Here is a 13,389-nt window from a genome sequence, read left to right as displayed (position 1 = left end):
TCTCGCGTCTCACGGACGTTCGTGCGGCCCGTCCGCGACGAACCGCTCGCCGAGGTCGACGTAGTGACGCCAGTTCTCCTCGATCCCCTCGCGCTGGGCGTCGGTGAGCGGCTGGGTCTCCGCCGGGACGCCGGAGGCGAGGTGGCCCGACGGCACCGTCTGGTCCCGCGTGACGACGGCGTTCGCGGCGACGATGCACTCAGACTCGACGCGCGCGCCGCCGAGGACGCGACTCCCCATCCCGACGACGACGTCGTCCTCGACCGTCGCGAAGTCGACCGTCGCCCCGTGTCCGACGCTCACCCGGTCGCCGACGTCGGCCCCGTGGAGCATCGCGAACTCCTGGACGTTCGTGTCGCTCCCGACCGTCACCGGCCCGCGGTCGCCGCGGAGGCAGGCGAACGGCCAGAGGCTCGCGCGCTCCCTGACCGCGACGTCCCCGACGACGGCGGCCATCGGTGAGACGGACGCGCTCGACGCGAGGATCGGCTCGACGCCCTCGAAACTGTGTCGCACGCTCCGAGCGTGCGTCCCCGGCCGACAAAGAGTTTGCTCCGTCGTCGAAGGACACGAACTATCGACACGGACCGACGTGATTTAAGAGGACGGGGGTGAACGTTCGAACGCATGAAGTTCGTCACGTTCGACGGCGACAGACTCGGCCTGGTGAGCGAGGACGGCGACGGCGTCGTCGACCTCACGGATCGACTCGGTCTGGGAAGCGAGGAACCGCTCGTCGAGTACATGGAGGGCGACTACGACGCGAGCAAGTACGCGGACGCCGACGCCGACCACGCGCTCGACGACGTCACGGTCGAAGCGCCCGTCGAGCGGCCGGGGAAGGTCATCGCCGCGCCGCTCAACTACGAGAAGCACATCGAGGAGGCCATCGCCGACCAAGACATCACGACCGACGAGTGGTTCTCCATCGAGGACAAGGGCTACTTCCTCAAGGCCCCCTCCAGCGTCATCGGCGTCGAGGAGAACATCGTCATCCCGTTCGACGACCGCCGGATAGACCACGAGGTCGAACTCGGGTTCGTCATCGGCGAGGAGACGAAGGACGCCGACAACGACGAGGCCTGGGAGAGCATCTTCGGCTACACGATTCTGCTCGACATCTCCGTGCGCGGCGACCAGGACCGCTCGAACCGCAAGTCCTACGACACGTTCACCGTCGTCGGCCCGTACGTCGTCACGCCCGACGAGGTCGGCGACCCGCAGGACCTCGACCTCGAACTCGCCGTCAACGGCGACGTCCGGCAGTCCGCGAACACGAGCGACATGGTCTACACGTGTGCGGACGTCGTCCAGTACGCCTCCATCGGCGCGACGCTTGAAGCCGGTGACGTCATCACGACCGGGACGCCGGAGGGCGTCGGCCCGCTCCGCGACGGCGACACCGTCGACGCCGAGATTGAGAACGTCGGCTCGCTGACCGTCGGCGTCGAGGAACGCGACGTCTCCTTCGCCGACGTCGACGTCGAGAAGCACGGCAACGAATAACGCGACGACCGTCGTTTTTCGGTGCGTCGGTACGGCGGTACGACGCGACGGCAGAACCGAGCGGAGAGGGCCGTGACGGGTCGCGACGAGCCCTGTGGGCGCGAGGCCTCAGGTCGTGTTCTCGCCCTCCGCGTGCGCGCCGCCGTCGCCGACCGCCGAGAAGTACGTCTCCTCGACCGTCGAGCGTTCGAGCGTCCCCGTGTCGGTCCGCGGGAGCTCATCCGTCGTGACGACGTAGCGACGCGGGCGCTTGAAGTTCGCGAGCGAGCCGTGGTCGACGCAGAACTGGTCGAGTTCGTCCGCCCCGACGTCACTGCTGGTGGAGACGACGGCCGCGACGACCTCGCCCCAGTGGTCGTCGTCGAGGCCGACGACGCCGACGTCGTCGACGCCGTCGTGTTCGAGCAGAATCTGCTCCACCTCCTGGGGATAGACGTTCTCCCCGCCGCTGAGTATCATGTTGTCGACCCGGTCCACGATGTAGAGGTAGCCGTCCTCGTCGACGTCCGCGACGTCGTGCGTGCGGAGCCAGCCGTCCACGAACAGCTCCTCTTCGGCCTCGGGGTTGTCGAGGTAGCCCTCGCACATCCCCTCACAGCGCGCGAGAATCTCGCCCGTGCCGCCGGGCTCGACGACGGCCTCGGGGTCCGGGTCCTCGTCCGGCGGGACGGAGTCGACGACGCGGAGTTCCCACGCGTAGGACTCCTTGCCGACGGTGCCGGTGTGTTCGTCCTGCACTTCGGGGTGGGCGTACGCGAGGTTCGGACCGCCCTCCGTCATCCCGTAGCTGTTGTAGACGTTCTCCGTGAGGTGTTCGGCGGCGCGCTCGATCAGCCGCGCGCTGACGACGGCTCCGCCGGTCCGGATGTAGTCGAGCGTGTCGATGTCGAGGCCGCGCTCGGCCTGCCGGTCCGCGAGGACGTTGAGCTGCGTCGGGACCGCGAGCATCCCCGTGACGTCGTGTTCGGCGACGAGGTCGAGCGCCTCGTCGGGCTCGAAGGTCGGCTGGATGACGAGCGTCGCGCCCGTGAGGAGGTGCGGGAGAATCCACGCGTCGGACGTCACCATGTGGTACCACGGCGTCGTCACGAGCGCCGTGTCGGTCGGTTCGAGGCTCATCTCCATGACGACCTGCGTCGCGCCGAGCCACATCGACTCCTGGTCGAACGGCACGCCCTTCGGCCGGCTCGTCGTCCCGCTCGTGTAGAAGATGCCGTACTCGTTCGTGTCCGCCCGCTCGACGACGCGTTCGTCCGCCGCCGCGTCGAGGAACGCGTCGTAGGAGACCACGCGACCGCCGTCGAGTGACGCGTCGCCCGCGTGAATCGCCAGGTCCAGGTCCGCCCGCTCGGCGACGTCGAGCGCTAAGTCGGCGTTCGCGTCGTCGAAGAGGATACCGCCGACGTCCGCGTCGTCGACCATCCGCACGAGCTCGTCCACCCCGGCGCGGTAGGGCAGCTGGACGTTCCCGCGCCCGCGCTTCTGGCCCGCGAGCATCGACGCGACCGTCTCGATGCCGTTGAGCGCGAGCGTCGCACACCGCTGTTCGGGAATCCGCTCGTGGACCGCGTTGGCGAGCGCCGTGCTCTCGCGGTCGAGTTCCTCGTACGTCCGCTCCCCGCCGTCCGCGCTGACGAGCGCAGTCTCCCCGCCGTAGCACCGCACCGTTCGTTCGAACCCGTCGATGTAGTTCATGGTCTTTGAGTACGAACCAATCCAGCACGATAATACATAATGGCTCGGGTACGCACACGCGGGTCGAAACCGCCCGACGCGACGCTACCGGCAGATGGTGCCGAAACACGTTCGCTGTAGGGGAACAAGAGTGGTCCGAGACCGCCCCAGTTCGTCGGAGTGGGACGACCGATTTACACGAATATGGACGTAATAGCGTGTCCGATTCACCGTCCGTCCGGGCGTCGTCACACGGTCGAGAAAATCTGTTCGCTCCTGGAGAACACGCTGTGGACACACCGACGAAGGGCCTAAGTAGCCGCTCGTACCTGAATTCGATATGGCTCGGAACGGAACCGACGGCGCGACGGTCGGGTCGGACGAGACGCTGTTCGCCATCATAGAACAACTTCGGGAGCGCGACGGTGCCGGCGTGACGGAACTCGCGGCGGGGCTCGGGTTGGCGAAGAGCAGCGTCCACAAGCACCTCCGGACGATGGTCGAACACGGCTACGCGGTCAACCGCGACGGGACGTACCACGTCGGCCTGGAGTTCTTCCGCGCCGGCGAGTACGCCCGCGACCGCTACGACATCTACCACGCGGCCAAGGACCCCGTCGACGACCTCGCCGCCGAGACCGGCGAGATGGCGTGGCTCATCGTCGAGGAGAACGGCCGCGCGATGTACCTCTACGGCTCCCGGGGCGACGCGGGCGTCAGCGTCGAGGCCATCGTCGGGACGTGGCGCCACCTCCACGTCAACTCCGGCGGGAAGGCGATACTCGCGCACCTCCCCGACGACGAGGTCGAGCGGATACTCGACGCTCACGGCCTCCCGGCGCGCACCGAGAACACCGTCACGGACCGCGGGGAACTGCGCGCCGAACTCGACCGCATCCGCGAACGCGGCTACGCCGTCAACCGCAGCGAGGACCTCCACGGCATCCACGCCATCGGCGCCCCGGTTCGTCACGACGGGGCCGTCCGCGGTGCGCTCGCCGTCGCCGGGGCCGCCCGCCGACTCGCCCGCGACGACCGCGAGGCCGACCTCGCGGAGCGCCTGCTCACCGCGACGGACGACGTCGAGGTCAACCTCGCCTACCAGTAGCGCCGCGTCGCGTGCGACGCGCCTCCCGTCCGCCCGTCGCCCCGCCCCCGACGGCCCGCCGGCGGCACGCTTTTGTCGCTCGCCCCGTCAGTGGTACTCATGGCGGAGTTCGACAACATCTACAGCGAGTCCGACCCGTTCGTCCGCGCGCACTTCGACTGCCTCGACTGCGGCGGGAAACTCTGGGAGTACGCCATCCAGGGCCGCATGGTCTGCGAGGACTGCGGCGCGCTCTTCGACTCCGACGACGTCTTCGACGCGCAGGTGGAGGCCTGACCCACTCTCGACTCGTGGCCGCCCACCCCGATATTTATTATTGATGATGTACTAACGACGAACATGGCCCAGCAGGAGTCACACGAAGACCCGGAGGACCTCCTCGAACTGAGTGACGACACGCGGAGCCTCCTCGACGAGAACGACCTCCGGCCGCTGTGGGAGGTCGAGGACGACCTCGGGAACGAGACCGAGGACCTCGAGGCCGACATCTGGAAGTGGGAGGACATCCAGGCCGCCATCGACGGCATCGAGCGCGACGTCCCCATCGCCGACCTCCCGCCGGGCTTCCAGCGCCGCGTCGCCGTCCCCCTCAACACCGGCGGCTACAACAACGCCATCTCGAACACCATCTACGTCGGCGTCCAGACCGTCTCTCCCGGCGAGACCGCTCCCTCGCATCGCCACTCCGCGAACGCCCTCCGTTTCACCATCGACGGCAGCGAGGACATGAAGACGGTCGTCGCCGGCGAGGAGTTCCCGATGCGCGACGGCGACCTCATCACGACGCCGCAGTGGGAGTGGCACGACCACGTCAACGACTCCGACGAGACCGCGACGTGGCTCGACGTCCTCGACCTCCCGCTCGTCCTCGACTCGCTCAACACCCGGCAGGCCTTCGAGAACCACGAGCTCGAACGCCAGCCCGTCACGAAGTCCCAGGGCTACTGGGAGTCCCAGTACGGCCGCGCGCGCCCCACGGAGTCGCGAACGCAGAGCGACATCCCGGGTCCGTTCCAGGGCAACCGCGAGGCGACGCCGCCGTATCGCTTCAGCTGGCAGGACACCCTTCAGACGCTCCGCCAGCGCGCCGAGAACGACGACCCCGACCCCCACGACGGCTACAGCGTCTCCTACGTCAACCCCGCGACCGGGAGCCCGCCGCTCTTCCCGACGATGTCCTTTCGCGCCCAGCTCCTCCAGGAGGAGACCGACCCCCACTTCCACAACACCGTCGACATCTACTTCGTCATCGAGGGCGAGGGCGTCACCCACGTCGGCGACGAGGCCTTCGAGTGGAGCGAGCGCGACATCTTCGTCGTCCCCCGCGACGCAATCCACCACCACGACCCCGACGGCGAGGCCATCCTCCTCGGCATGACCGACCGTCCGGTCTTCGAGTCGTTCAACCTCTACGCGGAGGCCCAACCGAACTAGCGACGGCGGCTCTTTCCCTCTCTCCGTCTCTCGCCGCTCGTCTCTCCTCTCATCAGCCGTCGAGCGCGTCGCTCGCCGATACGCGACCGCCCCGTCCGCGTCGTTCTGCTTTATGTCGATACCCTGTAGCGACGCCGATGGCGCGACGCCACCGAGTACCGCCTCCGAAACGACGCGTTCGGCCCTCCGTCGCGCCGCTGGTCCGAGCGCCACTGTGGTCCGACCGCCCTGATTTGATATAGCTACATACAGTATATCGGATTTCGGTCGCCGAGCGCTCCACATCTGTCTTGCGCGGTTGTCTGGCTGCGGACAACGGTACAAGACAACTACTAAGTCCGCTGACCGTCTCTCGCTATCCAGCGAAATCGCGCGGCTTGAACGGCCGCCACCCCACCGTTTCCGCCATGACCGACCGATACTCGACGATGGATCGCGCCGACTGCGCCGCCTTCCTCCGCGAGACCGTCGTCCCCGAGATGCGCACCGACCCGGACTGCGACCGTCGCCCGGACGAGGACCCACCGACGTACCGCTGGCTCAACGGCCGCTACCCCGGCTTCGTCAAGCACCTCCAGCGCGCCTTCGACGCCTCGCCCGCCGCGTTCTACCGCGAGCGCGTCCTCGACGGCGACGACGAGTCCGCCGACGGCTACGACTGGGGGCTCCCGTCGGGCGACGCCGCCGCGCGCACGCGCGAGCGACTGAACGCGCACCTCGACGAACTCCGCTACCGGGGGCATCCGGAGACGACGATTCGCCCCTACCGCTCGCGGCTGAAGAAGTACGTCCGGCTCTACTGCGACCTCCACGGACCCGACCTGCTCGATGGCCTCCGCGACGAGTCCCGACGCGCCGCGGAGATCGACCGCACCTTCGCGGTCTGCAAGGTGCTCGACCGGACGCTCGACACGCCGGCGGCGCGGCGCAAGTACGTCGAGGACGTCCGGCGATTCTACCGCGAACTCCGCGACGCCGGCTACGTCTCCTACAACCCGATGCGGCGCATGGAGACCCGCCTCGGTCTCGACGTCCCCGAGTGGGACAACCCCGCGCTCGCCGCCGCGGACGTCGAGGCGCTCTGGGAGGCGGCCGACTCGGTCCGCGAGCGCCTGCTCGTCGTCGGCCTCTGCGGGTGGGGGTTGCGACCCTCCGAGCTCGCGGCGCTCCACGTCCGGCAGGCCGTCCTCGACCCCGCGGACGACGACTACCCGTACCTCGACTTCCGCGACGGCGACCGGAAGAACGGCCCGGGGACGGTGGCGATGCTCGCCGGCGACGGGGTGCTCGACCGCCGCCTCGACGCGGTCGCCGACTGCGAGGGGTGGACGGGCTACGTCTTCCCGTCCGACGCCGCGGCGAGCGGTCACGTCCACGTCGATACCCTGCGGCGGTGGTTCGCCGACCTCGTCGCGCGCGCGGACGTGACGGTCCGCGACGAGCCCCCGACGCCGAAGTACGGCCGACGCTTCTGGTACGCGCGCTACGGCGAGGCCGTCGTCGAGGTCGCCGAACGCTTCACGCCGGTCGCGGAGGCGCAGGGCTCCGCGGACGCCTCCGTCGTGGTCGAGAACTACCTGAGCGAGGCCGACCGGCGGATGCATCTCCGGCGCGTCATGGCCGACTCCCTCGCCGACCTCTTCGTCTGACGGCTCTCTCGACCCGCGTGCGAGCGGCTCGTGCCCCGCGCCGTTCCTTGCCCACTCTCGGCACCCGTATCCTACACAGACAATCATAGTCTTTATCTTCTTCTACCACAATCTTTCGTTCAGGATGACTTCGAGAGACGGCGCGCTGGGACGGCGCGCGTACCTGAAGACGAGCGGAATCGCTGGCGTCGCGGGACTGACCGGATTGGCCGGCTGCACCCTCGGCGGTGGCGGTGGGAGCGGCGGCGGTGGCGGCGGGAGCGACACCATCACCATCGGCGGGACCGTGCCTCGGACGGGACGGTTCTCCTCGCTGGGCGAGGACCTCGAACAGGGGTACCGCCTCGGCGTGCAGCTGATGAATCAGAACGGTGGTATCGACGGCCAGGAGGTCGAACTCGTCCTCAAGGACGACGAGAGCGACCCGAAGAAGGTCCGTTCGAGCCTCCAGTCGATCACCAGTAGCAACGACGTCGACATGCTGTGGGGGAGTTTCTCCAGCCTCCTCGTCACCGCGGGGAGCGCCTTCGCCGAGCAGCAGGGGATTCCCTTCGTCGGCACCGCGTTCGCCTACATGGCTCCCCACATCGAGAAGAACTACGAGTGGACGTTCGCGCCGATGGCGAAGTCGCGCGACGTCGCCGCAGCGACCGTCGGGATGCTCGGAATGCTCCCCGACGACCAGCAGCCGACGAACATCGGCATCTGGGAGCCCAACACCGGCTGGGGCGAGGAGCAGTCCAACTACTGGGACGACGCGCTCTCGTCCGCCGGCTACGACGTCGTCCTGCGCGAGAAGTACAGCCTCGGAACGCAGGACTTCTCCACGCTCATCTCGCAGTCGAAGAGCGCGAACGTCGAGGTCCTGCTCTCGGTGCCGACGCCGCCCGGCGCCATCACCGCGATGAAGCAGATGAAGTCCAGCGACTTCTCCCCGACGGCCGTCCAGTTCGTCCGCGGCGCGGACCCGAACGCCTTCTGGTCCGCGCTTGGCAGTACCGGCGAGGGCGTCACGATGTGCCCCGGGTGGGTGCCCGGTCTCACCGGCAACGGCAACGACACCCTCCAGGAACTGCACGCGCAGACCTACGACTACCCCGACGACAAGCTCCTGCCCGTGATGGTCGGTTCCTCGTTCAACGTCGCGCAGGTCGCCGACCAGGCCTTCCGCGCCGCCGACTCCACCGAACCCGCCGCGCTCCAGGAGGCCCTGCGGTCCACGACGTTCGAGACCGTGATGGGTACCTTCGGCTTCGAGGACAACGGCCTCCCCGAGAAGGGCCAACTCACCGCGCCCATCGGCCAGTGGCGCGACGGCGGCCAGCACCTCGCCTACCCGGACACCGAGGGCGACGCGGCCGTCGACTTCGAGTACCCGCTCACGCCGTGGAGCGAGCGCTGACGACGACGCGGCGGCGATGACCCGGACGCGGGCGTGGCTCGCCACCTGCCTCGGCGTCGCGCTGGCCGCCGCCGTCGTGTTCGCGGCCCCGATGCCGACCGCGCAGGCGCGCGTCCTCGCTATCACCCTTTTCGCCATCGTCGCCTGGATCGCCGCGCCCGTCCCGCCGTGGGTCACGGGGCTCACCGCCATCGGCCTCATCGGCCTGGCACAGACGCCAGCGCTCGCCCTCTCGGGCTTTGGCTCGCCCGCCACCTGGCTCATCGTCTTCGGTCTCGTCGTCGGCGAGGCGACGCGCCGCAGCGGCCTCGCCACCGCGACGCAGGCGTTCGTCTTCCGGCACCTCGACGTCGACGGCGCGGACCCGCGCGGGCTCTACTATCGGCTACTCGCCCTGCTGTGCGCGGTCGGCCTCGCGTTCGCGCTCCTCCTGCCGGCGGCGCTCGTCCGCGTCCTCATCGCCATCCCCGTCCTCGTCGAGGTCGGGTCCGTCTTCGAGGACCGCCGGCCGCGCCTCGGCGTCTTCTTCGCGCCGCTGTTCGCCACCTACTACGGCGCGTCGGGCATCCTCACCGCGAACCTCCCGAACGTCATCATCACGGGCATCGTCGAGTCCATCGCCGGCGTCTCCATCACGTGGAGCCAGTGGTTCGTCTCGCTCTTCCCCGTGATGAGCCTCGGGCGCGTCCTCCTCATCTTCGCGGTCGTCGGCGTCCTCTACCGGCCGGCCGCCGACGCCGCGCTCTCCCCGCCCACCGCCGCGGACGTCGAGACGGGTGACGCCCGCCGGATGCTCTGTCTGCTCTTCGTCGGCGTCGTCTTCTGGGCGAGCGACGCCGTCCACGGCCTCCACCCGATGTTCGGCGCGCTCCTCGTCGCCGTCCTCGCCCTCCTCCCCCGCGTCGGCGTCATGAACTACGACGCGGTCGAGGACGTCGATTTCTCCGTCGTCTTCTTCGTCGGCGCGGTCTTCGCCGTCTCCGCCGCACTCGCCGAGACGGGCTTCACCGAGACGGCCGCGAACGCCCTCCTCCGGTTCATCCCCGCCGACGCGCCGAGCGCCGTCGTCCTCGCCTGCGTCTTCTTCGTGACGACCGCACTCACCTTCGTCATCGAGGGTGTCGCGGTGTCGAGCGTCCTCACGCCGATACTCGTGACGTTCGCCGCGAGCGCCGGCATCCCCGTCGACCACGTCGCCTACGTCGAGGCGAGCGCGCTCGCTACGTTCTTCTTCCCGTACCAGTCCGCGGTCCTCGTCGTCATCCTCCGCGCCGACCTCGTGGAGACCCGAGACGTCGTCCGCACCGCGTCCGTGCTCTCGCTCGCCACCATCCTCCTCCTCCTCCCCGCGGAAATCGGCTACCTCACTCTCTGAGGGCCGACCCCGTGGGGACGGCACGGCGAACTGAGGGAAGAAGAGGGGCGGGTGGGATGGGATGGGGTGGGGGTTTTTGCCGCTGGCCGACGCAACCCCGAACGATGTCGACACGCACCATACTCGTCGCCGTCTCGCGCGACGAGGACGACGCGATTCGCGTCAGCGAGACCGTCGAACGGCTCTACGAGGCCGACGAGGTCGAGATCGGCCTTGTCCACTGTTTCACCGAGAACCCCGAGGGCGCGAGCGCCGCGCAACTCTCCTCGGTCAGACACGTCAGCGAGTACCTCGAAGAGGCCAGTTTCGACGTCGAGGTCCACGAGCGAAGCGGGGAACCCGCCTCGGAGGTGCTGGAGGCCGCCGCTGAACTCGACGCCGACCTCGTCTGTCTGGGCGGCCGCCGGCGCTCCGCGGCGGGGAAGGTCATGTTCGGCAGCACCGCACAGGCGATTCTCCACGACGCCGACCGTCCGGTCGTCCTCGCTCCCGGTCCGACGTAGCGACGCGATACCGCGGGCGACGGAACCGGGACCGGTACGCCCCGACGGCGCGTCGGTCCGCCCGCGCGCCGCCCCCTCACCGCTCGGGTCGCGAGCCGCCGTCCCGCCTCAGATGAGGTCGCGGAGGTTCCCCGCGTAGACGTCCTCGCGCGCGTCCCCGTCGAGGCGCATGTCCTCGACGGCCTCGATGGTGAGCTCGACCGTCTCGCGGCCGCGCTCGGGGCTGAACGGGTAGTCGGTTCCGAATATCACGTTCTCGGAGCCGAAGAAGGAGGACGCGCAGTCGAGCGCCGGCGCGGAGCCCGACACCGCGGTGTCGGCGTGGAAGCGCTCGAAGTACTCCTCGGCGGGCTTCGAGAGCTCGGCCGCGTTCTCGTGGAAGCCCGCGTAGTTCTCCGGGTAGTTCTGGCGCTGTCGGTAGAACATGGCGATGCGCTCGCCGTAGAAGGGGACCATCCCGCCGCCGTGATGCGAGACGAGGTCGAGGGACGGGAACTCCTCCATCACGCCGCCGAAGACGAGCCGCGAGAGCGCGAGCGTCGTGTCGAACGGCCAGCCGAAGAGCCGGTGCTCCATGTACTCGGAGGCCCAGTCGTACCAGTCCCAGAGCTGGGGGTGCATCCAGAGCGGCGTGTCCGTCGCGGCCGCGCGCTCGAAGAGCGGTCGAAACTCGGGGTCGTCGAGCGGCCGGCCGTCGATGTTCGAGAACATCTGGATGCCGACCATCCCGAGGTCCTCGACGCAGCGCTCGAACTCCGCCATGAACTCCTCGCTGACCTTCGGAATCGTGCCGACGGGGATGAACTCCTCGTGCTCGTCGGCGAGTCGTCGAATCTCGTCGTTGGCGAGCTTCGTTATCTCCAGCGCGAGGTCGTGCTCCATCCCCTGGAACATCGTCGGGAGCGCGAGCGTGATGACCTGCTTGTCGACGCCGTAATCGGCCATGTCGACCTTGCGCTGCTCGATGTCCCAGAGGAACTCGGGGCGGCCATCGAGGCCCTGGAAGCCGAACTCCTCGGTGATCGTGTCGAAGAACTCCTCAGTCAGCACGTGGGTGTACCCGTCGATTATCTCCGGCATACCTCACGCTAAACCAAACGCGGGCATAGTTCTTTGGCCTCCCTTGCGACGTGGACGCGCGCGACGGTCGCGTGCGCCGCGAGTCACCGACGGCAGGAGTGACGCGGCGACGACGCTCTACTCGTCGGGGTACGCGAGCCCGTCCCAGCCGGGGCCCTCGCCGATGAACTGGTGGCTCGTCTCGCCGCCGATTTCGGACTCGTGCCACTCGATGGGGTCCCAGTCGGGCTCGAAGTTGAGGTAGCCCGGCCCGGCGAAGAACTCGATGCAGAGCCCGCTCGCGGGGTCGGTGACGTAGAGGTAGTCCGCGCTCGTGATCGCGTGCTTGCCCGGCCACGCGTCCGGCTCGATACCGTGTTCGGCGAGCACCTTCCCGGCCTCCCAGAGGTCGTTGAGGCTGTCGAGGTGGTAGGAGAGGTGGTCGAACATCGGCTCTGCACCCGCCTCCAGGCGGTGGATGGCGAAGTCGTGGGGGAGCGGCGTGACGGAGAACCACCAGCCCCACGTCTCGTCGTCGTCGGTGAGGTACTTCTCGTTGAGCTGGAAGCCGAGGTCGTCCTGCAGCCAGTCGGCGTGCGCGGGCGAGACGGAGTCCTGCACGTGCGCGTGGTCGATGCGTCGCGGGGCGATGCGGTTGCCCGAGGCCTCGCTGTAGACGCGGTTCTTCAGGCGGGAGCGCTCGCCCTCGGGCGCGGGCGGCTTCTCGACGTCGTAGTAGAACTCGAAGGGGTGGCCGAACTTCTCGACGCGGATCGCCTCGCCCTGCCCCGTCTCCTCGCCGGCCTCGACGTACGTCACGTCGTCGCCGTTCGCCTCGAAGGACTCCGCGAGGTCGTCGACGGCCTCCGGCGTCTTCGTGCGGAAGGCGATGTGGTCGACGCCGGTCTGCCCGGAGTCGATGACGGCGAGCGTGTGGTGTTCCCAGTCGCGCAGTCCGCGGAAGTACGCGACGCCGTCCTCGCGCTCCGTGAGCTTGAGTCCGAGCACGTCGCGGAAGAACCAGATCGACTCATCGAGGTCCGTCGTGTGCGTCGCCACGTGGCCGAGCTTGGCGATGGGCGACTCCCACCGGCTCATTCGTCTCCCTCCCGGTGCGGCCGCGTGTTCCTCCCGCTGGTCGTGGACGTGGCTTTCGCCGTACCCGTGGTCATATGTCTCAGTAGTCCCGACGATCTATAATAAATATTGTGTGTGCGACGCGCCCGTGGCGGGTGAACCCGGTCGATTTATCATCGGTGCTCGTCTCCGCCCGGACATGGACGTGTTACACAGCGCCCTGTGGGTGTCGGACCTCGAATCGACCCTCGAGTTCTACGAGACCGAGATCGGCCTGACGAAGCTCACCGAGTTCGAGGGCGGCGACGGCGCGACGAACGTCTACCTCGAAGGCGACAACGGCGTCGTCCTCCAGTTCAAGTACCATCCCGACCACGACAACGACGAACCCATCGAGCCGACCGCGCTCGACCACCTCGCCTTCGGCGTCGACGACGTCGACGCGACCGTCGAGCACCTCGTCGAGGAGGCGGGCTGTACGCACGTGCGCGGCCCGCTCGACTCCGAGGGCGCGGGCGCGCGCATCGCCTTCATCGAGGACCCGAACGGCTACGGCATCGAACTCATCGACGACGACGCGTTCGACGGCTGAGGCGCTCGCC

At 68.6% G+C, this 13,389-nt stretch carries 13 protein-coding genes; 9 read left to right on the top strand and 4 right to left on the bottom strand.

Annotated elements, in window-relative coordinates; genetic code table 11:
- Positions 1–9 precede the first annotated feature (9 nt).
- Positions 10–516, bottom strand: coding sequence for a gamma carbonic anhydrase family protein (locus IEX84_RS04640; RefSeq protein ID WP_188870325.1), 507 nt, complete (start codon positions 514–516; stop codon positions 10–12).
- Between the two features lie 111 nt (positions 517–627).
- Here IEX84_RS04640 and IEX84_RS04635 point away from each other — a divergent pair, with 111 nt between their 5' ends.
- Positions 628–1,506, top strand: a complete 879-nt coding sequence (locus IEX84_RS04635; RefSeq protein WP_188870323.1) for a fumarylacetoacetate hydrolase family protein — start codon at positions 628–630, stop codon at positions 1,504–1,506.
- A 108-nt stretch (positions 1,507–1,614) separates the two neighbouring features.
- Here IEX84_RS04635 and IEX84_RS04630 read toward each other — a convergent pair whose 3' ends face one another.
- The gene (locus IEX84_RS04630) at positions 1,615–3,201 is read right to left on the bottom strand and encodes a class I adenylate-forming enzyme family protein (protein WP_188870321.1); all 1,587 of its coding nucleotides are present in this window, start codon (positions 3,199–3,201) and stop codon (positions 1,615–1,617) included.
- Between the two features lie 319 nt (positions 3,202–3,520).
- Between IEX84_RS04630 and IEX84_RS04625 the strand changes: the two genes are divergently transcribed.
- From IEX84_RS04625 to IEX84_RS04595, 7 genes are all read left to right on the top strand, one after another.
- Positions 3,521–4,288 carry an IclR family transcriptional regulator gene (locus IEX84_RS04625; protein WP_188870319.1) on the top strand — a complete coding sequence of 256 codons (768 nt, stop codon included), beginning with the start codon at positions 3,521–3,523 and terminating at the stop codon, positions 4,286–4,288.
- 99 nt (positions 4,289–4,387) lie between these two features.
- A complete protein-coding gene (locus IEX84_RS04620) occupies positions 4,388–4,564 on the top strand; it encodes a hypothetical protein (RefSeq protein ID WP_188870317.1) in 177 nt (58 codons plus the stop codon).
- A gap of 63 nt (positions 4,565–4,627) precedes the next feature.
- Positions 4,628–5,722, top strand: coding sequence for a cupin domain-containing protein (locus IEX84_RS04615; RefSeq protein WP_188870315.1), 1,095 nt, complete (start codon positions 4,628–4,630; stop codon positions 5,720–5,722).
- A 407-nt stretch (positions 5,723–6,129) separates the two neighbouring features.
- Positions 6,130–7,371 (top strand): integrase, encoded by a 1,242-nt coding sequence (locus IEX84_RS04610; protein WP_188870313.1) that lies wholly within the window; start codon positions 6,130–6,132, stop codon positions 7,369–7,371.
- A 124-nt stretch (positions 7,372–7,495) separates the two neighbouring features.
- A complete protein-coding gene (locus IEX84_RS04605; protein WP_188870311.1) occupies positions 7,496–8,773 on the top strand; it encodes an amino acid ABC transporter substrate-binding protein in 1,278 nt (425 codons plus the stop codon).
- Positions 8,774–8,789: 16 nt separating this feature from the next.
- A complete protein-coding gene (locus IEX84_RS04600; RefSeq protein ID WP_188870309.1) occupies positions 8,790–10,148 on the top strand; it encodes an SLC13 family permease in 1,359 nt (452 codons plus the stop codon).
- A gap of 104 nt (positions 10,149–10,252) precedes the next feature.
- Entirely contained in the window at positions 10,253–10,651 is a 399-nt protein-coding gene (locus tag IEX84_RS04595; RefSeq protein ID WP_188870307.1) for a universal stress protein, read from the top strand.
- Between the two features lie 108 nt (positions 10,652–10,759).
- Here IEX84_RS04595 and IEX84_RS04590 read toward each other — a convergent pair whose 3' ends face one another.
- Positions 10,760–11,731 carry an amidohydrolase family protein gene (locus IEX84_RS04590; RefSeq protein WP_188870305.1) on the bottom strand — a complete coding sequence of 324 codons (972 nt, stop codon included), beginning with the start codon at positions 11,729–11,731 and terminating at the stop codon, positions 10,760–10,762.
- 117 nt (positions 11,732–11,848) lie between these two features.
- Positions 11,849–12,808, bottom strand: coding sequence for a VOC family protein (locus IEX84_RS04585; RefSeq protein ID WP_188870303.1), 960 nt, complete (start codon positions 12,806–12,808; stop codon positions 11,849–11,851).
- Between the two features lie 178 nt (positions 12,809–12,986).
- Between IEX84_RS04585 and IEX84_RS04580 the strand changes: the two genes are divergently transcribed.
- Complete coding sequence (locus IEX84_RS04580) at positions 12,987–13,379, top strand: VOC family protein (RefSeq protein WP_188870301.1); 393 nt, start codon at positions 12,987–12,989, stop codon at positions 13,377–13,379.
- Positions 13,380–13,389 lie beyond the last annotated feature (10 nt).

The organism is Halarchaeum rubridurum (genome assembly GCF_014647115.1).
GTDB classification, from domain to species: domain Archaea; phylum Halobacteriota; class Halobacteria; order Halobacteriales; family Halobacteriaceae; genus Halarchaeum; species Halarchaeum rubridurum.
The sequence above is the reverse complement of the archived record's forward strand: the minus strand, read 5'-3'. Positions and strand labels throughout refer to the sequence as shown.

Bases quoted from the DNA above. Each gene is read 5' to 3' on its own strand.
- IEX84_RS04620 (WP_188870317.1), top strand. From the start codon at position 4,388: ATGGCGGAGTTCGACAACATCTACAGCGAGTCCGACCCGTTCGTCCGC.
- IEX84_RS04590 (WP_188870305.1), bottom strand. From the start codon at position 11,731: ATGCCGGAGATAATCGACGGGTACACCCACGTGCTGACTGAGGAGTTC.
- IEX84_RS04615 (WP_188870315.1), top strand. From the start codon at position 4,628: ATGGCCCAGCAGGAGTCACACGAAGACCCGGAGGACCTCCTCGAACTG.
- IEX84_RS04580 (WP_188870301.1), top strand. From the start codon at position 12,987: ATGGACGTGTTACACAGCGCCCTGTGGGTGTCGGACCTCGAATCGACC.
- IEX84_RS04635 (WP_188870323.1), top strand. From the start codon at position 628: ATGAAGTTCGTCACGTTCGACGGCGACAGACTCGGCCTGGTGAGCGAG.
- IEX84_RS04625 (WP_188870319.1), top strand. From the start codon at position 3,521: ATGGCTCGGAACGGAACCGACGGCGCGACGGTCGGGTCGGACGAGACG.
- IEX84_RS04630 (WP_188870321.1), bottom strand. From the start codon at position 3,201: ATGAACTACATCGACGGGTTCGAACGAACGGTGCGGTGCTACGGCGGG.
- IEX84_RS04595 (WP_188870307.1), top strand. From the start codon at position 10,253: ATGTCGACACGCACCATACTCGTCGCCGTCTCGCGCGACGAGGACGAC.
- IEX84_RS04605 (WP_188870311.1), top strand. From the start codon at position 7,496: ATGACTTCGAGAGACGGCGCGCTGGGACGGCGCGCGTACCTGAAGACG.
- IEX84_RS04610 (WP_188870313.1), top strand. From the start codon at position 6,130: ATGACCGACCGATACTCGACGATGGATCGCGCCGACTGCGCCGCCTTC.
- IEX84_RS04600 (WP_188870309.1), top strand. From the start codon at position 8,790: ATGACCCGGACGCGGGCGTGGCTCGCCACCTGCCTCGGCGTCGCGCTG.
- IEX84_RS04585 (WP_188870303.1), bottom strand. From the start codon at position 12,808: ATGAGCCGGTGGGAGTCGCCCATCGCCAAGCTCGGCCACGTGGCGACG.